At 67.4% G+C, this 22463-nt stretch carries 20 protein-coding genes; 7 read left to right on the top strand and 13 right to left on the bottom strand.

The window, feature by feature from the left end; all coding sequences use genetic code 11:
• Positions 1-1668 (bottom strand): FAD-binding dehydrogenase, encoded by a 1668-nt coding sequence (locus OCQ_RS03155; RefSeq protein ID WP_014383795.1) that lies wholly within the window; start codon positions 1666-1668, stop codon positions 1-3.
• Between the two features lie 47 nt (positions 1669-1715).
• Positions 1716-2420, bottom strand: coding sequence for a DUF2334 domain-containing protein (locus tag OCQ_RS03150; protein ID WP_008263856.1), 705 nt, complete (start codon positions 2418-2420; stop codon positions 1716-1718).
• Between the two features lie 159 nt (positions 2421-2579).
• Here OCQ_RS03150 and OCQ_RS03145 point away from each other — a divergent pair, with 159 nt between their 5' ends.
• Positions 2580-4217 (top strand): DHA2 family efflux MFS transporter permease subunit, encoded by a 1638-nt coding sequence (locus tag OCQ_RS03145; protein WP_225330805.1) that lies wholly within the window; start codon positions 2580-2582, stop codon positions 4215-4217.
• Positions 4218-4343: 126 nt separating this feature from the next.
• Positions 4344-5954: a DHA2 family efflux MFS transporter permease subunit gene (locus OCQ_RS03140; protein ID WP_009951943.1), complete on the top strand. Its 1611-nt coding sequence runs from the start codon at positions 4344-4346 to the stop codon at positions 5952-5954.
• A 24-nt stretch (positions 5955-5978) separates the two neighbouring features.
• On the opposite strand, the gene OCQ_RS03135 is transcribed toward OCQ_RS03140, so the two are convergent.
• Complete coding sequence (locus OCQ_RS03135; protein WP_009951944.1) at positions 5979-8117, bottom strand: S9 family peptidase; 2139 nt, start codon at positions 8115-8117, stop codon at positions 5979-5981.
• Complete coding sequence (locus tag OCQ_RS03130; RefSeq protein WP_009951945.1) at positions 8114-9004, bottom strand: phosphoribosylaminoimidazolesuccinocarboxamide synthase; 891 nt, start codon at positions 9002-9004, stop codon at positions 8114-8116. Before OCQ_RS03130 ends, OCQ_RS03135 begins: the two co-directional genes overlap by 4 nt.
• A 51-nt stretch (positions 9005-9055) precedes the next feature.
• Here OCQ_RS03130 and OCQ_RS03125 point away from each other — a divergent pair, with 51 nt between their 5' ends.
• Complete coding sequence (locus OCQ_RS03125; protein ID WP_009951947.1) at positions 9056-9676, top strand: hypothetical protein; 621 nt, start codon at positions 9056-9058, stop codon at positions 9674-9676.
• On the opposite strand, the gene OCQ_RS03120 is transcribed toward OCQ_RS03125, so the two are convergent.
• Genes OCQ_RS03120 through purB form a run of 3 tightly spaced genes read right to left on the bottom strand, consistent with a single transcriptional unit; the run spans position 9641 to position 13322 of the window.
• On the bottom strand, positions 9641-10663 hold the full coding sequence (locus tag OCQ_RS03120) for a tellurite resistance/C4-dicarboxylate transporter family protein (RefSeq protein ID WP_014383794.1): 1023 nt from the start codon (positions 10661-10663) through the stop codon (positions 9641-9643). The genes OCQ_RS03125 and OCQ_RS03120 overlap by 36 nt on opposite strands.
• On the bottom strand, positions 10660-11907 hold the full coding sequence (locus OCQ_RS03115; RefSeq protein ID WP_014379082.1) for a cytochrome P450: 1248 nt from the start codon (positions 11905-11907) through the stop codon (positions 10660-10662). The genes OCQ_RS03120 and OCQ_RS03115 overlap by 4 nt, the downstream gene beginning before the upstream one ends.
• A complete protein-coding gene (gene purB / locus OCQ_RS03110; protein WP_014383793.1) occupies positions 11904-13322 on the bottom strand; it encodes an adenylosuccinate lyase in 1419 nt (472 codons plus the stop codon). Before purB ends, OCQ_RS03115 begins: the two co-directional genes overlap by 4 nt.
• A gap of 153 nt (positions 13323-13475) precedes the next feature.
• Between purB and OCQ_RS03105 the strand changes: the two genes are divergently transcribed.
• Positions 13476-14225, top strand: coding sequence for a DUF429 domain-containing protein (locus tag OCQ_RS03105; protein ID WP_014383792.1), 750 nt, complete (start codon positions 13476-13478; stop codon positions 14223-14225).
• On the opposite strand, the gene OCQ_RS03100 is transcribed toward OCQ_RS03105, so the two are convergent.
• On the bottom strand, positions 14204-14821 hold the full coding sequence (locus tag OCQ_RS03100) for a TetR/AcrR family transcriptional regulator (RefSeq protein WP_008263833.1): 618 nt from the start codon (positions 14819-14821) through the stop codon (positions 14204-14206). The two genes, OCQ_RS03105 and OCQ_RS03100, sit on opposite strands and share 22 nt — an antisense overlap.
• Before the next feature lie 73 nt (positions 14822-14894).
• On the opposite strand from OCQ_RS03100, the gene OCQ_RS03095 reads away from it, so the two are divergent.
• Together OCQ_RS03095 and OCQ_RS03090 are read left to right on the top strand one after the other, a co-directional pair.
• Positions 14895-15806, top strand: a complete 912-nt coding sequence (locus tag OCQ_RS03095) for an alpha/beta hydrolase-fold protein (protein WP_014383791.1) — start codon at positions 14895-14897, stop codon at positions 15804-15806.
• 82 nt (positions 15807-15888) lie between these two features.
• The gene (locus tag OCQ_RS03090) at positions 15889-17472 is read left to right on the top strand and encodes a gamma-glutamyltransferase family protein (RefSeq protein ID WP_014383790.1); all 1584 of its coding nucleotides are present in this window, start codon (positions 15889-15891) and stop codon (positions 17470-17472) included.
• Between the two features lie 6 nt (positions 17473-17478).
• Here the strand turns inward: OCQ_RS03090 and purD are convergent, their stop codons facing one another.
• Complete coding sequence (gene purD, locus OCQ_RS03085; protein ID WP_014383789.1) at positions 17479-18747, bottom strand: phosphoribosylamine--glycine ligase; 1269 nt, start codon at positions 18745-18747, stop codon at positions 17479-17481.
• A gap of 50 nt (positions 18748-18797) precedes the next feature.
• Entirely contained in the window at positions 18798-19226 is a 429-nt protein-coding gene (locus tag OCQ_RS03080) for a MarR family winged helix-turn-helix transcriptional regulator (protein ID WP_232065632.1), read from the bottom strand.
• Between the two features lie 49 nt (positions 19227-19275).
• On the opposite strand from OCQ_RS03080, the gene OCQ_RS03075 reads away from it, so the two are divergent.
• On the top strand, positions 19276-20370 hold the full coding sequence (locus OCQ_RS03075; RefSeq protein WP_014383787.1) for an aldo/keto reductase: 1095 nt from the start codon (positions 19276-19278) through the stop codon (positions 20368-20370).
• Between the two features lie 10 nt (positions 20371-20380).
• On the opposite strand, the gene OCQ_RS03070 is transcribed toward OCQ_RS03075, so the two are convergent.
• The 3 genes from OCQ_RS03070 to OCQ_RS03060 are packed head-to-tail and all read right to left on the bottom strand — an operon-like array spanning position 20381 to position 22462.
• Positions 20381-20809 carry a carboxymuconolactone decarboxylase family protein gene (locus tag OCQ_RS03070; protein ID WP_009951960.1) on the bottom strand — a complete coding sequence of 143 codons (429 nt, stop codon included), beginning with the start codon at positions 20807-20809 and terminating at the stop codon, positions 20381-20383.
• The gene (locus OCQ_RS03065; protein WP_014383786.1) at positions 20809-21666 is read right to left on the bottom strand and encodes an NAD(P)-dependent oxidoreductase; all 858 of its coding nucleotides are present in this window, start codon (positions 21664-21666) and stop codon (positions 20809-20811) included. The genes OCQ_RS03070 and OCQ_RS03065 overlap by 1 nt, the downstream gene beginning before the upstream one ends.
• 46 nt (positions 21667-21712) lie before the next feature.
• Positions 21713-22462 carry an SDR family oxidoreductase gene (locus OCQ_RS03060; protein ID WP_009951963.1) on the bottom strand — a complete coding sequence of 250 codons (750 nt, stop codon included), beginning with the start codon at positions 22460-22462 and terminating at the stop codon, positions 21713-21715.
• Position 22463 lies beyond the last annotated feature (1 nt).

Raw genomic sequence — 22463 nt, 5'->3', positions numbered from 1 at the left:
CTAGGTGATGTCGTCGGCGGCGCCGCGGCCGGCGGCGCGGCCCGAGAAGATGCATCCACCCAGGAATGTGCCCTCCAGCGCGCGGTAGCCGTGCACGCCCCCGCCGCCGAAGCCGGCCGCCTCGCCGGCGGCATATAGCCCGCTCAGCGGAGTGCCGTCGGAGGTCAACACCCGTGCGGCAAGATCGGTTTCGATGCCGCCCAGCGTCTTTCGCGTCAAGATGTGCAGCTTGACCGCGATCATCGGCCCGGCCTTCGGATCGGTCAACCGGTGCGGCGCCACGACCCGGCCCAGCCGGTCGCCCAGATAGCCGCGGGCCGCACGGATCGCGGTGATCTGGCCGTCCTTGCTGAACCTGTTGGCGACCTCCCGGTCCCGCGCGGTGACCTCGGCCTCCACCGTGGCGTAGTCCAGCGGTTGCACGTCGGGCAGCTTGTTCATCGCGGACACCAGGTCCCGCAACGAATCCGCGCTGACGAAGTCCACGCCACGATCGACGAACGCCTGCACGGGCCCCGGCGGTCCGGAGCGTGCCCGGTTCCGCAGCAGCTCGCGCACGCTCTGCCCGGTCAGATCGGGATTCTGTTCCTGCCCGGAAAGCGCGAATTCCTTCTCAATGATCTTGGCGTTCAACACAAACCACGTGTAGTCGAACCCGGATCGGGTGATGTACTCGAGCGTGCCAAGTGTGTCGAAACCGGGATACAGGGGAACCGGCAACCGCTTGCCGTTCGCATCCAGCCACAGCGACGACGGGCCCGGGATGATGCGAATTCCGTGCAGCGGCCAGATCGGGTCGTAGTTGGTGATGCCCTCGGTGTAGTGCCACATCCGGTCCGGGTTGATCACCCGCGCGCCGGCCTTCTGCGTGATGCCGATCATCCGGCCGTCGACGTGTGCCGGCACGCCGCTGAGCAATTGCTCGGGCACGCGGCCCATCCGCTTCGGCCAATTCTTGCGCACCAGCTCGTGGTTCCCCCCGATGCCACCACTCGTCACGATCACCGCAGCGGCTCGGAACTCGAACTCCCCGATGGCCTTTCGTGAGGAGGCGACGCCGCGCGGCGCGGTTGAGGACTCCAGCACCGTCCCCCGGACGCCCGTCACCGCGTCATTCTCGACGATCAACTCGTCGACCTGATGGCGGTGCGCGAAGCGCACCGTGGAGCGGTCGCGCAGTTGACGGGCGAAGATCTCGACCAGCGCGGGCCCGGTGCCCCAGGTGATGTGGAAGCGCGGAACCGAATTGCCGTGCCCCTGCGCGTCATACCCGCCGCGCTCGGCCCACCCCACCAAAGGGAAAAGCTTGAGCCCGCGGGTGCGCAGCCAGCTGCGCTTCTCCCCCGCGGCGAAATCGACGTAGGCATGGGCCCATTGGCGCGGCCAGTAGTCCTCGGGCCGGTCGAACGCCGCCGTACCCAGCCAGTCCTGCAGCGCGAGCTCGTGGCTGTCGCGGATGCCCAACCGGCGCTGCTCGGGGCTGTCGACGAAGAACAGACCGCCGAAGGACCAGAACGCCTGCCCGCCCAGGTTGGCGCTGTTCTCCTGGTCGAGGATCAGCACCCGCAGGCCGCGATCCACCAGTTCGCAGGCGGCGACCAGGCCGGACAGCCCCGCCCCGACGACGATGGCATCAGCGCCGAACCCGGCAACCGAAGAAACGCTCATGTCGGTCCAGGGTAGTGCCCCGGACAGCAGGTCAGGCAGTCGATTCGTCAGGCGGCGTCGAGCAAGGCCTTGTCACGACGCCAGCGATACACCGTCGGTGTGCAGTCGTGCATCAACGCCAGGTCGACCGCGTCCAGCATCGCCTGCAGCGGTCCGGGTTTGCGGAGATGCCGCGCGGCGACCGCCACCCGCACGATGCCGCCGCGCCGGGCGATCCGCTCGGCGGACAGCACGACCGTGCGACACCACCACGGCTCGGCGAGAACACCCTCGCCGATGCCGAGAACCCGCGCCCGCACGGTGGTGTGCCGCACCAGGTCGGTGATCCCATGCAAATCGGCCAGCATCCGAAAACCGTTGCCCGGCAATGCTTTGACGACACCGGGCGAAACCACGCAGCCGGGAGCCGCGAACAGCCGCGTGCGTAAACCGAGGTGCTCGAGGACCCGGTCGGCGGCCATCAAGCGCAGATTGGCCTCATGCGCCCGCAAAATCGCGAACTCACCGCGGCGCTTCCTGGTGAGGGCATCGTCGTAGCCGTGCAACACGATCGCGTCGCCACCGGCGCGGCGGGCGGTCAGCCAGTCAACGGTTTTCGGGTCGCTGTCGAGTCGGTAGCCGCCGGACAGGCGGGGAGCCACCAGCAGCGAAACCGGTACCTCACGGGCATCCATTTGCGCGCAGAACGCCTCGACGTCGGGCAGGGTGCGTTCCCCGATCCCCGAGACCGAAACGATCAATTTTCCAGACACACCAGCAGTTTGCCGACCGCAAGTGTCGGAACGGTGAAGGACACGCAGACAGCAGGCGTATATGCGCTCACCCAAAAGCGATAACTGGGTTCGGCGACCGGAATTTCAGGGGCGGTCCAGCAAACGGCCACCGGCGCCGGCGGACACGATCTGTTCGATATGCTAAGCAACGCCATGGACGAGGCCTCCTACGCAGCGGCCGGAGCGCCGCTGCCCCATGCCCCCGCGGGGCAGCCGGGCGCCGACACACGGGAGTATCCCGACAAGTTGGACGCCGAGCTGTTGCGGATCTCCGGCGTGTGCATCTTGGCCACGGTCATGGCGATCCTGGATGTCACGGTGGTCAGCGTCGCGCAACGCACCTTCATCGACCAGTTCGCGTCCTCGCAGGCGGTCGTGGCCTGGACGATGACGGGCTACACGCTCGCCCTGGCGACAGTGATCCCGATAACCGGGTGGGCCGCCGACCGGTTCGGCACCAAGCGGCTGTTCATAGGCTCCGTGCTGGCATTCATGCTCGGATCACTGCTGTGCGCGATTGCCGCAAACATCTTGCAGCTCATCATCTTTCGGGTGGTTCAGGGTGTCGGCGGCGGCATGCTGCTGCCGTTGGGGTTCATGATCTTGACCCGTGAGGCCGGCCCCGCCCGGCTCGGGCGCCTGATGTCGATCCTGAGCATCCCGATGCTGCTCGCCCCGATCGGCGGCCCGATCCTGGGCGGCTGGCTGATCGACACCTCGAGCTGGCGATGGATCTTCCTGATCAACGTGCCGATCGGACTGCTCACCATTGTTCTCGCGGCGATCGTGTTCCCCCGCGACCATCCGGTCCGGTCGGAAACGTTCGACGCCGTCGGCGTGCTGCTGCTCTCCCCCGGCCTGGCCATGTTCCTGTTCGCGGTGTCGTCCGTCCCGGGCCGCGGCACCGTGGCCGACCGCCATGTGGTGATCCCGGCGACGATCGGACTGGCATTGATCGCGGGGTTCGTCGCGCACGCCTGGCACCGGGCGGATCATCCGTTGATCGATCTGCGGCTCTTCCGCAATCCGGTGCTGACCCACGCCAATGTGACGATGCTGGTATTCGCGACCGCCTTTTTCGGCGCCGGCCTGCTGCTTCCGAGCTACTTCCAGCAGGTGCTGCACCAAACGCCGATGCAGGCGGGCGTGCACCTGATCCCGCAGGGGCTCGGCGCCATGCTGACCATGCGGCTGACCGGGCCGCTGGTGGACAGGCAAGGGCCGGGCAAAATCGTGCTGGTCGGGATTGTGCTGATCACGGCCGGGCTGGGGGCCTTCGCGTTCGGGGTGGCCAAGCAGGCGCACTATCTACCTGTGCTGCTGGTGGCGCTGGCGGTCACGGGCCTGGGCATGGGCTGCACGATGATGCCGTTGTCGGTCGCGGCCGTGCAGGCGCTGGCACCGCATCAAATCGCCCGGGGAACCACCTTGATGAGCGTCAACCACCAGGTGGGCGGCTCGATGGGGACCGCGCTGATGTCGATGATCCTGACCAATCAGTTCAATCGGAGCCAAAATATCGTCGCGGCAAACAAGGTTGCTGCCCTGCATCAGCGTGCGACCGTCGACGGGGTGCCGGTGGACCAATCCGCAATCCCCCGGCAGGCCCTTGTCCCGGGCTTTTGGGGGAATGTGGTGCATGATCTTTCCCACGCGTATACCGCGGTATTCGTGATTGCCGTCGTGCTGGTGGTTTGCACGATCATTCCGGCGTCCTTTTTGCCGAAAAAGCCGGCAAGCGAAACTGCCGGCGAACAACGCATTCGCGTCCTGTAGCCCGCGAAAAGCCGATTTTTTCGCTTTAAACTGCCGTCCGCGCCGCCTCTGCGCGGCAGGAATTACACGCGTGGTAATAGCGGCGAATACGAGTAAAAACGCCTCAGCACGGCTAGCCGGGTGGATATGCTCAGCGGCGCCATGGAGAACACCCGTTCCGCATCTTTCACCGTTCCGTTGCCCATCGAGCCGGGTCCGTCGCGGCACCCAGACGAGTACCCGGACAAGCTCGACGCAGCGCTGTTCCGGATCGCCGGAGTCTGTGGCCTGGCCTGCATCATGGCCGTCCTGGACAGCACCGTCGTCGCCGTCGCGCAACGCACCTTCATCGATCAGTTCGGGTCCACTCAGGCGGTCGTCTCGTGGACCATCGCCGGCTACATGCTCGCGTTTGCGACCGTGATCCCGATCACCGGATGGGCGGCGGATCGGTTCGGCACCAAGCGACTTTTCATGGGTTCGGTCCTGATCTTCACGCTGGGGTCGCTGCTGTGCGCGGTGGCACCGAACATCTTGCTGCTGATTTTGTTCCGGGTGGTGCAAGGGGTGGGCGGCGGCATGCTGCTGCCGCTCAGCTTCGTCATCTTGACGCGTGAGGCCGGGCCCAAACGGGTCGGCCGCCTCATGGCGGTGGGGGGAATCCCGATCCTCCTCGGCCCCATCGGGGGGCCCATCCTGGGGGGTTGGCTGATCGGTGCGTATGGCTGGAAGTGGATCTTCCTGATCAACCTGCCGATCGGGCTGACCGCGTTCGCGCTGGCCGCGATCATGTTCGCGAAGGATCGCTCGGCCCCCTCGGAGGCCCTCGACATCACCGGTGCGCTGTTGCTCTCCCCCGGGGTGGCGATCTTCCTGTGCGGGGTGTGCTCCATTCCGGGTCGGCACACGATCACCGACCCTTACGTGCTGGGGCCGGCGCTGCTCGGCCTGGCATTGATCGGCGCGTTCATCGTGCATGCGTGGCATCGCACCGATCACCCCCTGATCGACCTGCGGCTGTTCCGCAACCCCGTGGTCACGGAGGTCAACGTGACGATGCTGGTGTTCGGGGCCGCCTCAGTCGGCGTAGGGCTGCTGATCCCGAGCTACTTCCAGATCGTCAGCCACGAGACGCCGATGCAGTCCGGGCTGCACATGCTGCCGATCGGAATCGGGGCCGTATTGACGATGCCGATCGGCGGGGCCTTCATGGACAAGCACGGTCCCGGCAACATCGTGCTGATCGGCCTGCCCCTGATGGCAGCGGGTCTGGGCGTGTTCACCTACGGCGTCGCCACGCAGGCCGAATACTCGCCGGTCTTGGTGTCCGGGCTCGCGATCATGGGCCTGGGTGCCGGCTTGACCACCACGCCGCTTTCCGCGGCGCTCATGCAGGCGCTTACCCCGCGTCAGGTGGCCCGCGGGACGACGTTGATCAGCGTGAATCAGCAAGTGGGCGGGTCGATCGGGGCCGCGCTCATGGCGGTGATCCTGACCAATCAGTTCAATCGCAACGAAGCCCTGATGGCGGCGAACGAGATGGCCGGGGTGCGCCCGCCCGCCGGCAAGCGAAGCATTGACCCGTCGGCCCTTCCCGGGCAGACGATGACGCCCGATCTGGCCAGCCACGTGTCGCACCACCTGGCGCACGCCTATACGACGGTGTTCGTGCTGGCGGTCGTGCTGGTGGCGTTCACCGTCGTCCCGGCATCCTTCCTGCCCAGGAGGCTGGCGACCCCGCCCGTCGGCGACGACTAGCGCCCGGCTCGGCTGATCCTCGAGCTAGCCGTCCCGGCCGCCGCCATAACGGTCGCCGTCGGCGGTGGCCAGCAGCCACGCATACTGGAACGCGGTTTCCTCCCAACCCTTGTAGCGACCGCTGACGCCGCCATGCCCGGCATTCATCTGGGTCTTCAGCAGGACCGGGCTGCCGTTCGCGTTGAGGTGTCGCAGGGCCGCGACCCATTTTGCGGGTTCCACGTAGTAGACCCGCGTGTCGTTGAGCGAGGTCATCGCCAGGATCGCCGGATACGGCTTTGCCTCGACGTTCTCATACGGGGAATAGGACTTCATGTAGGAGTAGACGTCCTTGTCCGCCAACGGGTTTCCCCATTCGTCCCACTCGGTGACGGTCAGCGGCAAGGAGGGATCCAAAATGGTGGTCAGCGGGTCGACGAACGGTACCTGCGCGAGGATTCCGGCAAAGAGTTCCGGCGCCAGGTTGGCCACCGCCCCCATCAACAGTCCGCCGGCACTGCCCCCCAACGCCACCAGCCGGCGCGGGCGGGTTACTCCGGAATCCACCAAATGCCTTGCCACCGCGACGAAGTCGGTGAAGGTGTTCTTCTTCTCCAAGAGCTTGCCGTGCTCATACCACAGCCGGCCCATCTCGCCGCCGCCGCGGACGTGGGCGATCGCGAACACCATTCCCCGATCCAACAGCGACAACCGGGCGATGGAGAAACTCGGATCGGTGCAGATCTCGTAGGCTCCGTAGCCGTAAACCAGCGCGGGCGCTGGGAATTCGATTCCTGAGCGGTGCACGACCGAGACCGGGATCCGGGCGCCGTCCTCGGCGACCGCCCAGTCGCGCCGTTCGACGTAATCGTCCGGGCGATAATCGCCGAGTACGGGTTGCTCGCGCAGCAGGGTGCGTTCGCCGGTGACGAAGTCGATGTCGTAGACCCGTGCCGGAATGACCAGAGACCCCGCCCGGATCCGCAGCTTGGGCGCGCCCCAATTCGGGTTGCCGGCCAGGCCGGCCGACATCAGTTCGGAATCGAACGAAACCTCTTCGGGCTCCGCGTATGTGCCGTCGGAGTTGACGCGCCACAGCGCGAGCCGCGGCAGCGCCTCACGCCGGTAGCTGACCACGAGATGGCCGGCGAAGGCGTCCACCCCGTCGAGTCGGACATCGTCGCGGTGCGGGATCAGCGTGCGCTGCTGGGTGGGATCGCTGACCGGCGCCTCGGTCAGCGTGAAGTTGACCGCGTCGTCGTTATGCAGGATCAAGAACCGGTCCTGCCCGCCCACCACCGCATGTTCGACCGAATACTCGACGCCTTCGCGGCGCGGCAGCACGACGGTGAACTGCGCCTGCGGATCGGTGGCGTCGGCGTAGCGGAATTCGGAGGTGATCGAGGAACCGGAGGCGATGAAGACGTAGGCCTCACTTCTGGTGAGTCCCACGCCGAGCCAAAACTTCTCGTCGGCTTCGTGGTACACCAGCTCCGATTCCGCACCGGAGCCCACCCGATACCGCCACACCTTGTCGGGGCGATGGGCCGCGTCCAGGGTGAGGTAGTACACGGTGCGGTTGTCCGCGGCCCAGGTCGCACCCGCGCCGATGTCGGCGATCTCGTCCGGATACAGCTCGCCGGTGCGTAAATCCTTGAACCGCAACGTATAGCGTTCATCGCCGAGGGTGTCGACGGAGTACGCCAGCAGGTTTCCGTCGAGGCTGACGGTTGCGGCGCCCAGGGAGAAAAATTCGTGACCCTCGGCTTCGACGTTCGAATCGAGCAAGATTTGTTCGCCGGGAATGTCGGTGTTCTCGTCCAGGGTCGGCGGGTTCCAGTCGTCGGGATCACTTACCGGGCAACGGCACTGGACGCGATACTGCTTGCCTTCGAACGTGCGGGCGTAGTACCACCACTGGCCCTGCCGCGTCGGTACCGACAGGTCGGTTTCCTTGGTACGCGCCTTGATCTCGTCGAAGATCTGTTGCCGCAACGGTTCGAGGTGGGCGGTCATCTGGTCGACGTAGCTGTTTTCCGCCTCGAGGTAGGCGATCACGTCGGGGTTCGTCTTCTCGCGCAGCCACTCATAGGGGTCGATGAAGACGTCACCGTGGTGCTCGCGCCGGCTGTCCACCCGCTTGGCGACGGGTGGCACGGGACCGGCAAGGTGCGACTCGCTCATGCGGCGGGGCCGATCCAGTCGCCGAAGCTCAGGCCGGAAATGCGTTCGTAGGCCTCGATATAGCGGCCGCGGGTCGCCTCGATGATGTCGTCCGGGAGCGGCGGCGGGGGTAGCGTGCCGTGGCGGTCCCACCCGGAGTCGGGGCTGGTGAGCCAGTTGCGGACGAACTGTTTGTCGAAACTGTTCTGGACCACGCCGACCTGGTACTCGTCGGCCGGCCAGTACCGTGACGAATCCGGGGTGAAGATCTCGTCGGCCAGTAGCAGGTTGCCGTCGCGGTCGGTGCCGAACTCGAACTTGGTGTCCGCGATGATGATTCCTTTCCTCAGCGCATGGTCGGCGGCCTGAACGTAGATCTGCAACGTGCGGTCGCGCAGTTGGTTGGCGCGCACCCCGCCCACCATCTCGATCACGCGGGCGAACGAGACGTTCTCGTCGTGGTCCCCCAACGCGGCCTTGGTCGCCGGGGTGAACAGCGGTTCGGCGAACCGGCTGGCTTCGACCAGTCCCGGGGGCAAGGTGATGCCGCAGACCTTGCCGGTCGCCTGGTAGTCCAGGAGCCCCGAGCCGGTCAGGTAACCGCGTGCCACGCATTCGACCGGAAGCATGTCCAGCCGCCGCACCACCAGGGCCCGGCCCAGCACCTCGTCGGGGATGCGCGGGTCATCCGGCGGCCCGGCCAAATGATTGGGGGCGTCCACGAGACCGAAGAAGAAGACGCTCATCGCCGTCAGGATGCGGCCCTTGTCCGGGATAGTGCTGTCCAGGACGAAGTCGTACGCCGAGATGCGGTCGGTGGCGACCAATAGGAGGTGTTCGTCGTCGACGCGATACAGCTCACGGACCTTGCCGCTGGCCAGATGCTGGTAGTCGGACAGTGCGGGCATCCGGTCAGCCTATCGGGCACCTGACGACGCGGCTTGTGCTGGGATCGGGCTATGACACCGCGGTTTCTGCCCTACTCCACCAGGCCCGGCCGGCTGGCCGCCCAGCTGTTCAGCGACTTCGCCGTCGTCGTGTGGACGGCGCTGTGGCTCCTCGTCGCCCTGGCGGTTTACGACGCCATCGCGACCATCGCCGACGCGGGCCGCCAGGTCGAGAGCGGCGCGGACGGCATCGCCGGCAACCTCGCGTCCGCCGGCCACGGCGCCCAGCACATCCCGGTGGTGGGCGACACGGTCAGCAAGCCGCTCAACTCCGCCAGCCAGGCCGCGCTGGACATCGCGGGTGCGGGCCACGACCTGGACACCGCGGCGAGCTGGCTCGCGGTGCTGCTGGCGATGGCGGTCGTCGCGCTCCCGATCCTCGTCGCGGTGATCCCGTGGTTATTTCTGCGGGTTCGCTTCTTTCGGCGCAAGCTGACGGTGACCGCGTTGGCCGCAACCCCGGCCGGTGCGCAGTTGCTCGCGCTGCGCGCGTTGACCAACCGCCCACCACGCAAGTTGATCGCCGTCAGCGCGGACCCGGTCGGCGGTTGGCGCCGTGAGGACCCGGTCACCATCGGGGCCCTGGCCGCGCTTGAATTACGGTCGGCGGGTATCGCGATCCGCGGGGCTTAGCAGCAGCGCCCGCGACAACAGGAGCAGCCCCGCGGCGACCACAATCAACCAGGCCGCCAACGCGTCCCAGAAGAACACCAGCGAGACGGTGAGCAGCGATCGCTGACCGATCTCGATCGCCATGGCGAAGCTGGCCGCCGAATACATGCCCAGCGGGAACACGAACGCCCACCACACGCCGGCAAACCGCAGCATGTTCGGATACCGCCGAATGCGGTGCAGCGCGAAGTAGATCAGCGGCGGTATCCACAGGGTGGCCGTCACCCAGGTCACGATGGTGACCACGCGCACCGGGCCGGCCAGCCAGGCGGGGGCCACGGCGTGGATGTTGTCGCCGGCCAGCGTCGCAATCGCCATGCCGCCCATCAGGATCCAGGTGTCCGGTTCGAAGCCGTCGCGGTCCTGTCGTTCGTTGACCACGCGCCATAGGGTCAGCCAGGTCATCAGGCCGTAGATGCACAGCGCCGCCACCCACGCGGCCACGGCCACCGCGAGCCACCAGTGATGACCGGTGTGACGGGCCGCCCGGGCGATCACGATCGCCAAACCCGATGTTCCCACGCTGCCCAGCTGCCAGGCGCCGTGGGCGCGGTCGCGCAGCGCGGACCAGCGGTGCGCCAACATGTTTCGCGCGCTGAGCAGGATCAGCACCAGCCACGACGCCAGCCCGACGGCACCGAGCACCCGCGCCACCCACACATTCGACGACAGGCGCGTGTCGATCACCGCGCAGGCGGCGACGAAGGTGATCATCCGCAGCGTGACGTCGGGATCGGTCAGATCCCAGCGCAGCTTGTGTCCGGTGGCGCAACCTTTCGCGACGACGAGGGCAACCAGGAGGACCAGACCCAGGGTGGCGATGACACCCATCGTGTCGCTGATCAACCGGTACCCGTGATTTTTCGCACCGATCGACAAGATGCCGGTCGCCATCACCGCAGCGAACACATCGGGTGAGGGCTCGATATCGGCGAACCGGATCGTCACTGGTCTTCGCGTAGCTCCACGACGAGGTGCCGGATGCCGGTATGCCGGTTGCTGCGGGCCCATTCGACCGGCCGGACCACCTGCACGGCACCGAACCGGGAGAGCAACTCCTCGAACAGCACCCGCAGTTCCAGCCGGGCCAGGTTGGCGCCCAGGCAGTAGTGCACACCCTGACCGAATCCCAGGTGCGGGTTGGGTTTCCGGGCGATATCGAATGTGTCGGCGTGGTCGAACACGCTGGCGTCACGATTCGCCGAACCCTCCCAGATCTGTATTTTCTGTCCGGCCTCGATCGGCCGGCCGCCCAGCGTGACGTCGCGGGTGGCGGTGCGCCGCTTCGACGGCGAGGGTGAGGTCCACCGCACCATCTCCTCCACGGCGGTGGGCAGCGCACCGAGATCCTCACGCAGGGAACGTAATTGCGACGGATGGTTGGCCAGCGCCAGCAGCCCGCCCGCGACCGCGTTGCGGGTGGTCTCCGCGCCGGCGCTGAACAGCAGGCTGAAGAACAGGTACAGCTCGAGGTCGGAAAGGGCCGACGCATCCGAATCGTCGAGCATCGCGTTCGCCACGACCGACAACATGTCATCGGTCGGGTTCTCACGCTTGGACGCGATCAATTGCCGGCCGTAGTCGTACATGCGCGACCCGGCCTCTTCCACCGACAGCTGCGAGAGCGACGCTTTGCGCGAACCGCCGAAATCGAACTGCGGCTCGATCGCGTCGAACAGCCAATGCCGTTCGGATTCAGGGACTCCCAGCAGGATGCAGATCATCTGCATCGGTAGCTCGGCGGCGATGTCGACCAGGAAGTCGAACGGCTCGCCCGGCACCACGGCGTCGAGCAGCCGGCGCGCCCTGGTCCGCAGATCGTCTTCCACTAAACGGATCATCCGCGGCGTCAGCCCGGAACTGACCAGTCGCCGGATTTGCGAATGCCGGGGGTCGTCCATCATGTTGAGCACCTGCCCGGCGATCGCCAGGTCCTGTAACAGCGTGCCGCCGTAGGGCCGTTCGCCCCCGGTGACCGACGAGTACGTCACCGGATCCTTGAGAACCTCAAGCGTTTCCGCGTAGGTGGCGACCGACCAGAAGCCCTCGTTGTCCGGGGTGTTGTCGGTCGGTGGGTGCCAGTACACCGGCGCCTCGCGGCGATGGATGGCGAACAGGTCGTGCGGGAACCCGTCGGCGAAGTTGTCGAGATCGGTGAAATCGATCTCCGCGAGTGCGCCGGCCAGGGTCACAGGATCGCACCCGGGGCGTACTTGGCGGCGTCCGGGTAGCGGTTCACCAGCGCGTCCACCAGGGCCGCCAACTCGTCCACCTGGTCACCGGCCGCGCCCGTGAACGCCTTCTTGTCCGCCAGCGCGGCGTCCAGGGCCGCCCGGTCCAACGGCAGCCGGTCGTCGGCGGCCAGCCGATCCAGCAGATCGGGCTCGGCCCCGCGTTCCCGCATGGCCAGCGCCGTCGCGACCGCGTGTTCGCGGATCACGTGATGCGCGGCCTCGCGGCCCATGCCGGCACGCACCGCGGCGATCAACACCTTGGTGGTGGCCAGGAAGGGCAGGTAGCGGTCCAGCTCGCGAGCGATCACCGCCGGATAGGCGCCGAACTCGTCGAGCACCGTCAGGAAGGTCTCGATCTGCCCGTCGATGGCAAAAAAGCTGTCCGGCAATGCCACTCGGCGCACCACGGAGCAGAAGACGTCGCCCTCGTTCCACTGCGCACCCGCTAGCTCGGCGGCCATCGACGCGTACCCGCGCAACACCACCTGCAGGCCGTTGACCCGTTCGCAGCTGCGGGTGTTCATCTTGTGCGGCATCGCCGACGAGCCGACCTGGCCCGGCGCGAACCCCTCGGTGACCAGCTCGTGGCCGGCCATCAGCCGAATGGTGTGCGCCATCGACGACGCTCCCGCGCCCAGCTGCACCAGCGCCGAAATCACGTCATGGTCCAGCGACCTCGGATACACCTGCCCGACGCTGGTCAAAACCGTTGCGAAACCCAAGAATTGGGCGATGCGCCGCTCGAGTTCGGCGAGCTTGGCCGCGTCGCCGTCCAGCAGGTCGAGCATGTCCTGCGACGTGCCCATCGGTCCCTTGATGCCACGCAGCGGATAACGGTCGATCAACTCGCGCAGCCTGGTCAACGCGATCAGCGTCTCCTGGGCCGCCGACGCGAATCGCTTGCCGAGCGTCGTGGCCTGGGCGGCGACATTGTGGCTGCGTCCGGCCATCACCAGGTCGCGATAGGCGACGGCCCGCTCGGCGAGCCGCGCCGCGACCGCAACCCCGTGCGCGAAGACGAGCTCCAGCGACCGCCGGATCTGCAGCTGCTCCACGTTCTCGGTCAGGTCGCGGCTGGTCATGCCTTTGTGCACATGCTCGTGACCGGCCAGCGCGTTGAATTCCTCGATGCGGGCCTTGACGTCGTGGCGCAGGACGCGTTCACGGTCCGCGATCGACGACAGGTCGACGTCCTCGAGCACCCGCTCGTAGTCGGCGATCGCGTCGGGGGGTACCGCGACGCCCAGCTCGGCCTGCGCGCGCAGCACCGCGAGCCACAGCCGCCGCTCCGCGACGATCTTGGCCTCCGGCGACCAGATCGCGACCATCTCGGCGCTGGCGTACCGGGTGGCCAGCACATTCGGAATGCTCACTTGGTCCTCACGAACACACAGCTTACGGTCGTCGCGCCCGGGTCTTCTCATCACCGGGCGTAACGTGGCGGCGAAAAATCGGGCCGAAAATCACCGTGGCGTTACATTCGATGCCGCCATACCCTCGTTGCGTCGCGGTCATACCCTGTGCGGATGTACTTCGCCGGTGTCGACCTCGCCTGGGCGGGTCGCAACCCGAGCGGCGTCGCCGTCGTCGACTCCGACGGCGATTTGGTGAGCGTGGGCGCGGCCCGCGACGACGACGAGATCCTGGCCGCGTTGCGGCCCTACGTGCGGGGCGATTGCGTCGTCGCCTTCGACGCGCCTCTGGTGGTGAACAACCCGACCGGCCAGCGTCCGGCCGAGACCGCGCTCAACCGCGACTTCCGCCGGTTCGAGGCCGGCACCCACCCCTGCAACACCGGAAAGCCCGAATTCGCCAACGGCCCGCGCGGCGGACGCCTGGCCGCGGCGCTCGCCCTCGACCTGGATCCTCGGTCACCGGTCGGCCGTCGCGCCGTCGAGGTCTACCCGCATGCGGCGACAGTCGCGCTGTTCGGGTTGGAGCGAACCCTGAAGTACAAGGCCAAGCCGGGCCGTAGCGTCGACCGGCTCAAGTCCGAGCTGCTGGTACTGATGGACGGGCTCGAACGGCTCGCGCAGGCCCCGATCCCGCTGCGCGTCGCCGCGCACGAGGGCTGGGTCGCGTTGCGGGCGGCGGTGGCCGCCGCGCACCGCAAATGCGAGCTGCGCCGCGCCGAGGATCCGGTCGACGCCGTCGTCTGTGCCTACGTGGCGTTGTACGCGCAGCGTCGCCCGGCCGGGATGACGATCTACGGCGACGTTGACAGCGGGTGCATCGTGACGCCGTCGCTGCCGGGTCAGATCTGCACGGGGCGCTGATCGATGGGGGCGAGCACCTCGATGAGATCGACCACCGCGCCCTGCGCCGCCGCGCGCGGATCCCGGCCCTCGACCAGGGCCGACACCACACACCCGTCGACCGCGCAGATCAGCGTGCACACCAGTTCGATATGCACGGAGCGGCCCGAGCGCTCGATGGCCTCCGCAACGGCCTCGGCGCGCTGACGCAGGCTGCGTCGCATGGTTTCCTGCAACGCGGGCAGGCGAGTGCACGCGATGTGTCGCTCGTAGCGCGAGATCAGCTGCTCGGTGAGTCCCGGGCCGGACACGTCCCCGACGAGCAGGTCCGCCAGCACCTCGGCGATGGTCTCCGGCCCGCGGCGCCGCCGGGACAACGCGGTGACCCGCGAGCGAAGCTGCGCCACCTCGATCATCGCGATGTGCTCGACCGCGCGTGCGATCAGATCGTCGAGGGAGGAGAAGTAATAGGTGGTCGACGCCAACGGCAATCCGGCCCGCCCGGCGACCGCCCGATGGCGCACCGCTTCGAACCCGCCCTCGGCGAGCAGCTCGGCGGCGGCGCTGATGAGCGCGTACCGTCGACGTTCTCCTTTCGGAGTAACCGCTGCAGTCACGAGTAGCCATCGTGCCAGCCAAAGTGGTACTGCATTGCCATTTCGGCCAAACGGCCCGCCGAACGAACATGGCATGATGGCCCGCATGCCCGACTTGAGCCGCCGCGCCGTGCTCGGTCTCGGCGCCGGTGCGGCCCTCGGCGCCGTCGGCGCGTACGGACTCGACATCCTGTTACAGCCACGCACATCTCATGCCACGCCGGTGTCGACGGCCGGCACCCAGGTGCCTTTGGCGCCGAGCCCGCCTCGCGATCCGGCTCCCCCGGCGGCGGCCGCGCCCACCATGGTGACCGGTTCCTTCGTCTCCGCCGCGCGTGGCGGCGTGAACACGAATTGGGCCATCGCGCGTCCGCCGGGCCAGACGAAGCCGCTGCGACCCGTGATCGCGCTGCACGGCAAGGGCAGTGACGCGTCCACCGTGATGGCGGGCGGCGTCGAACACGGTCTGGCGCAGGCTGTCGACGCCGGACTACCGCCGTTCGCGGTCGTCGCCGTCGACGGCGGCGGCAGCTATTGGCACAAACGGTCTTCCGGCGAGGACAGCGGCGCCATGGTGCTCGACGAGCTCATCCCGATGCTGGGCAACCAGAATCTGGACACCTCACGGGTGGCGTTCCTGGGCTGGTCGATGGGCGGCTACGGCGCATTGCTGCTGGGCGGTCGGTTGGGACCGGGCCGCACCGCGGCGATCTGCGCGGTGAGCCCCGCACTGTGGATGTCGTCGGGCGCGGCCGCGCCCGGCGCTTTCGACGGCCCCGACGACTTCGCCGCGAACTCGGTGTTCGGCATGCCCGCCCTGGCCTCGATCCCCATTCGGATCGACTGCGGCGACAGCGATCCGTTTTACAGCGCGACAAAGCAGTTCATCGCGCAACTGCCCAATCCGCCGGCCGGTGGCTTCTCACCCGGTGGGCACGACGGGGGATTCTGGAGCTCGCAGTTGCCCGCCGAGCTGACCTGGATGGCACCGCTGCTGACGGCGTGAGGGGTCTGCGCCGCCGCCCCGCGGGCGTAACGCCACGGCGAAGCATCGCGTCCGAAATCGCCATGGCGTTACGCTCGCGGAGATGAGCGCACCGTTCGACTGGAACCTCCCCTACGCCTGGCCCCGCAAGCCCGTCGTGGCGGAAAACGTTGTGTGCACATCGCAACCGCTCGCCGCCCAGGCTGGCCTGCGGATGCTCGCCGAGGGCGGCAGCGCGGTCGACGCGGCCATCGCCACCGCCATCACGCTGACGATCGTGGAGCCGGTTTCCAACGGCATCGGCTCGGACGCCTTCGCCATCGTGTGGGATGGCAAGCAATTGCACGGGCTGAACGCATCGGGCCGCTCCCCGGCGGGCTGGACTCCGGAATACTTTGGCGGAGAAGATGTTCCCCTCTTCGGGTGGAATTCGGTGACCGTGCCGGGCGCGGTGTCGGCGTGGACCGAACTGCACTCCAAGTTCGGCAAGCTGCCGTTCGAGCGGCTCTTCGAGCCCGCGATCTCCTACGGCCGCAACGGCTTTCTGGTTTCGCCGACGGTGGCCGAGCAGTGGGCGGCCCAGGTGCCGCTCTTCGAGAGGCAGCCGGGTTTCGCCGAGGCGTTTCTGCCGGGCGGGCGGGCGCCGAAACCCGGCGAGCGATTCAGCCTGCCCCATCACGCGGCCACACTCGAGGCGATCGCCGCCACCCGCGGCGAGGCGTTCTACCGCGGGGCACTGGCCGCCAAACTCGAGGCGCACGCGTCGGCCCACGGCGGTGTCATGCGGGGCAGCGACCTCGCGGCGCACCGCGCCGACTGGGTGGGCACGGTCGACGGCGCCTACCGCGGATACACCGTGCACGAGATTCCGCCCAACGGGCAGGGGATCGTCGCGCTGATCGCCCTGGGCATCCTGGAGCGCTTCGACATGGCGTCGCTGCCACCGGATTCCGCCGACAGCGTGCACCTGCAGATCGAAGCGGTGAAGCTCGCGTTCGCCGACGCCCAGGCGTATGTCGCCGACATCGAGCACATGCCGCTGCGGCCCGAACACCTGTTGGACACGGACTACCTGGCGCAGCGCGCCGCACTGATCGACCGCGCGAGGGCGAAGCCGGCCTCCGCGGGCGCCCCGACGGGCGGAACCGTCTACCTGACCGCGGCCGACGCCGCGGGGATGATGGTGTCGATGATCCAGTCGAACTACATGGGATTCGGTTCCGGCGTGGTGGTACCCGGCACCGGCATCTCGCTGCAAAACCGGGGCGCGAATTTCCTTGCGACGAAAGGCCATCCGAACGTCGTGGGCCCGAACAAGCGCCCCTTCCACACCATCATTCCGGCCTTCGTGACCAAGGATGGGGCCCCGGTGATGAGCTTCGGGGTGATGGGCGGAATGATGCAGCCGCAGGGACATGTGCAGGTGATGGTGCGCATCGCCGACCACGGGCAGAACCCGCAGGCGGCGTGTGACGGCCCGCGGTTCCGGTGGGTGGAGGGGACGCAGGTCAGCTGCGAAAAGGGTTTCCCGGCTGCGACGCTCGACGAATTGCGCCGGCGCGGGCACGACCTGGTCGCCGTCGACGACTACAACCAATTCGGCAGCTGCCAGGCGATCTGGCGGCTCGACGGCGGCTATGTCGCGGCCAGCGATCCGCGCCGCGACGGACAGGCGGCCGCCTTCTAACGCCTTTTAGACGCGGATCTGGCCTTCGGCCGCCAGCTGGGCGATGTCGTTGCGGAAATGACTGCCCGGCAGTCGAATCGAACGTAGGACGTCATACGCGTGATCTCGCGCTGCCGAGAGGTCGGCGCCGGTTCCCACCACCGACAGCACGCGGCCACCCGAGGAGACGATTTCGCCGTCCTCGCGTCGCGCGGTTCCGGCGTGCAGCACCCCGTCGGCCTCGGAGCCGACGATGACGTCGCCCACCCGAGGACGCCCGGGATAGTTCTCCGCCGCGAGCACCACCGTCACCGCGGCACCGTCGTGCCAGCGCAGCTCGCCGAACTCCGCCAAGGTGCCGCTGCCCGCCGCGTACAGGAGCTGGCCGAGTGGCGATTCCAGCAGTGCCAGCACCGCTTGGGTCTCGGGATCGCCGAAGCGGCAGTTGAATTCGACCACCGCGGGCCCGTTTGCGGTGATCGCGAGCCCGGCATACAGCAATCCGCTGAACGGGCAGCCACGCGCAACCATCTCGGCCGCAACGGGTTCGACGATGTTGCCGACGATGTCGCGATAGACCTCGTCGGGAAGCCACGGGACCGGCGCGTAGGCGCCCATGCCGCCGGTGTTGGGTCCGCTGTCGCCGTCGCCGACGCGCTTGAAGTCCTGCGCCGGCAGCAGCGGCACCACGGTCGCGCCGTCGACGACGCAGAACAGCGACACCTCGGGACCGTCCAGATACGACTCCAGCAGCACTGGGTGGCCGGCTTCGAGCAGCCCGGCGGCGTGCGCTCGCGCCGCACCGCGATCCGCGGTTACCACCACGCCCTTGCCGGCGGCGAGGCGGTCGTCCTTCACCACCCACGCCGCATCGCCGGCCGGCGGACCGAAGCGGTCCAGGGCGGCGTCCAAAAGTGCGGGGCTGTCGACGATTTCGGTGGCCGCGGTGCGCACGCCGGCCGAGGCCATGACCTCTTTGGCGAACGCCTTGGAGCCTTCGATGCGGGCGGCGTCCTTGCCGGGGCCGAAGCAGACGATGCCGGCCGACCGCAGCGCGTCGGCCACCCCGAGGACCAGCGGCACCTCGGGACCGATGACCACCAGGTCGACGCGGACCGCTCGGGCCAAGGCGACGACATCCTCCGCCGAGGTGACGTCGACGTCGTGCTGCTCGGCCAGCCGGGCGGTGCCGGCGTTGCCCGGGGCGATGGCCAGCCCCGTGACCTGCGGGTCTTTGCGCAGCGCCAGCAGCAGCGCATGCTCACGGGCACCGGAACCGATCACCAGGACGCGCACGACACGTCAGACTAGCCGGGCCAACCTGCTCACGCCCACAGTCCCCACGCTCAGAGGATTTTCTCGAGCAGGTTCCTGAGGTCGTTGCGCTGGGCGACGGTGAGCCGCCCGAGGCGCTTGTCGAACTCGTCGGAAAGCAGCTTCAGGCCGTCCCTGGCGGCCCGGCGCCCGGTCGTCGTGAGCTGCAGCCGGTGCCGGCGCAAATCGGACGGATCGATCTCGCGGCGCACGAACCCCGCGGCCTCGAGCCGTTTCAGGTAGAGCGTCACCGTCGCCTTGGGCATGCTCAGGGTCGCGGCCAGCTCGGCCGGATAGGGATGCTCGTCGATCTCGGCGAGCAGGAAAAGCTCCTTGGATTCGAGGCCCAGCGCGCAGATGTCCGCCTCGGCGCACGAGATGACCGACAGCAGCACCCGATAGTTCAGCGACCAGATCTTGGCCGCATCCACTGCGGACGACTTGCCAGATCGTTCAGACATAAACTAGTTTTGTTATGAACAACCTCATGGTCGAACAATCTACCAGGAAGTGGGCAACATGCCGCTGGATCAATACGTGACACTCGGACGCTCCGGTTTGCGCGTCAGCCCCCTTTGCCTGGGCGCGATGACCTTTGGGGAAGACCTCGGCTGGGGCAGCAGTGTCGAGGAGTCACAACAGATCATCGACCGCTACATCGAACTCGGCGGCAATTTCATCGACACCGCCAACTTCTACACCCGAAGCCACTCCGAGAAGATCATCGGTGACCACGTCGGGCGCCACCCCGCCCGTCGCGATCGGTTGACGATCGCCACCAAGTTCAGCGGCAACCTGTATCCGGGTGATCCCAACGGCGGCGGCTCGGGCCGCAAATCACTGATCAGCGCCTGCGAAAATTCGTTGCGCCGCTTGCAAACCGACTACATCGATTTGTACTGGCTGCACATCTGGGACGCCAACACCCCGATCGAGGAGACCATGGCGGCACTCGACGACCTCGTGCGTGCCGGCAAGGTGCGCTACATCGGGGTTTCGGACACCCCGGCGTGGAAGATCGCCGAAGCCAACCTCCTCGCGCGCTTCCGCGGCTGGTCGGCGTTCATCGGGCTGCAGGTCGAGTACTCGCTGCTGGAGCGCACCATCGAACAGGAACTCGTGCCGATGGCGTCCGAATTCGGCCTCGGCATCACGCCGTGGTCGCCGTTGAAGGGCGGCGTACTCAGCGGCAAGTACACCCGCGCCAACAGCGGCCGGCACGACGCCGACCGCGGCGCCATGGTGGATGCCTTTCTCAACGAGAAGACCTACGCCGTCATCGATGAACTCGAGGTCATCGCGAGAGCGCACGAGACGAATGTCGCCAGCGTGGCGCTGGCCTGGGTCCGCGCGCAGCGTGCCGTCTCGTCCGTCATCATCGGCGCGCGGCGGCTCTCCCAGCTCGAGGACAACGTCCGGGCCGCCGACGTGAACCTCAGCACGGACGAGCTGGCTCGGCTGGACGCGTTGACCAAACCGAGGCTCGGTTTCCCGCACAACATGCTGGAGCTGGCGCCGGGCATCATCAACGGCGGAACGACGATCAACGGGGTCTCCGCGCCGATCTCCGAATACGTGATGCCCGAAGGCGTTCAGCCGTACTGAGATTGACCGATCACTCGCCCGAGTGCATCTTCAGCGCGGCATCCACGTTGGCCTTCTTGTCCTCGCCGCCCCCCTTCGCCGCCGCCTTCTTGCGCTTGGCCACCACGGCGTCGACCGCGCCATTGAGGGCCGAACCCAGCGGGAAGCCGAGGTAGTGGGTGAGGAAGACGGCCATCTCCTTCAGTTCGGTCTCGGAGAGTTCGCCGTTGAGGAGCGCGGCGTTGATCTGGATCTCGGCCAGGTCGCGGTTCCCGATCGCGGTCACGGCCGTCAGCGTCATGATGCGCTTGTCGCGCATCGACAATCCCGGCCGCGTCCAGATGCTGCCGAACAGGTGATCGACGGTCAGGTCGAAGTACGCGTCGCCTTCGACGTTGGGCATCTCCCAGCCGTAGACCTCGTTCATCTTCGCGAGACCCTTGCTGCGCAGCTCGTCCATTACGCCTCTTTCTTCGTGTGCGGCACCCCGAGGCCGGCGGCCAATCGCTCGTAGGCCAACTGCGCGAGCGGTAGATCGACCGACACCGATTCGCCGAGAGCCAATGCCAGGCTCAGATCCTTCTCCCCCAGCCCCCGGGTGTGCAGGAACGGCTGGTACAGGAAGTTGTCCGGCTCGAGGTCTTTCATGTCCTCACGCACCATGATCGCCCCAGGGCCACCGGTGAGAGCGTCGGTATGACGCACCACCCGTCCGAGCGCCTGCAGATCCAGCCCGGCCGCCTCGGCGAGTTTCATGGCCTCGCACGCGGCGGCATACGAGGTGAACGTCAACATGTTGCGGGCCAACTTCATTCGGGTACCCGCACCCGGCTCACCGGCGTGGATGACCACGGCCGCCCAGTGTTTGAACGCCGGCTTGATCCGCTCGTACACCTCGCGGTCGGCGCCCACCATGGTGGCGAGCTCACCCTTCGCGGCGGCGGCCGCGCCGCCGCTGACCGGGGCGTCGACGATGTGGATGCCCCGCTCTTTGAGATCGCGGGCCAGTTCGACGGCCGTGATGTCGCTGATGGTCGAGTGGATGGCGATGACCGTCCCGGGCTCGGCGTGCGCGGCCACCTCGCCGACCACCTCGCGAACCTGGGCGTCGTTGAGCACGGTGATGTGGATGATGTCGGCGGCCGCGACGTCGGCGACGCTGTCGGCCAGGCGGGCGCCCTTTTCGGCCAGTGGGGTCATCGCATCGGTCCGAATGTCGAAAACCGTTACCCCGCCCGGCCATTCGGTCATCTTCGTGGCCATCGGAGCGCCCATATTGCCCAGCCCGATATAGCCCAGCTTGAGCTGGTCAGTCATCTGCGCCGCTCCTCCTCATCGCTACGTTCTGCATCGTCGCCGGCGGCTATGACCGGATTATCTGTCCGCCGTCGACATTGAAGATCTGCCCGGTGATCCACGACGCCTCGTCGGACAGCAGGAACAGGCACATGCCGACCAGGTCCGCCGGCGTGCCCATTCGCGACAGCGGCAGGCCCTTGACGATGTCGGCGACGATCTCTTGAGGGGTGGTGGTCCGGTTGGCCTCGGTGTCGATGGGGCCGGGCGCGATCGCGTTGATCCGGATCTTCTGGCCGCCCAGCTCGCGGGACAGTTGCTGCGTCAGGCCGTTGAGGCCGACCTTGGCCAGGCCGTAGTAGTTCGAGTACAGCCAGGCAGCGGTGGACGACTGGTTGACGATCGCCCCACCGCCGCGCTTGGCCATCTTCTTGTACACCGCACGCGTGCACCACAACGCCCCGTCGAGGTTCACGCTCATGAACTTCTTGTAGTACTCCGGGTCGATGGTGAGCAAGAAGTCCAACTTCATGCCCCCGAAGATGGCGGCGTTGTTGACCAGGTAGTCGATGCCGCCGAATTCGGCCAGCGTGCGGTCGGCCATCGCCTTGGCCGACGCCGGATCGGACACGTCGACCGGAACGCTGATCGCGGTTCCGCCGTCGGCCACGATCTGCTTGGCGACCGACTCGGCCGCCTCGGCGTTGATGTCGGCGACCACCACCGCGGCACCCTCGCGCGCCAGGGCCTCGGCGTAGGCCTGCCCGATGCCGCCCCCGGACCCGGTGACGATGCCGACCTTGTTCTCGAATCGCATG

The sequence above is a fragment of the Mycobacterium paraintracellulare genome, assembly GCF_000276825.1.
GTDB classification, from domain to species: domain Bacteria; phylum Actinomycetota; class Actinomycetes; order Mycobacteriales; family Mycobacteriaceae; genus Mycobacterium; species Mycobacterium intracellulare.
Note: the sequence above shows the minus strand (reverse complement) of the source record. Positions and strands in the feature narration are given on the sequence as shown.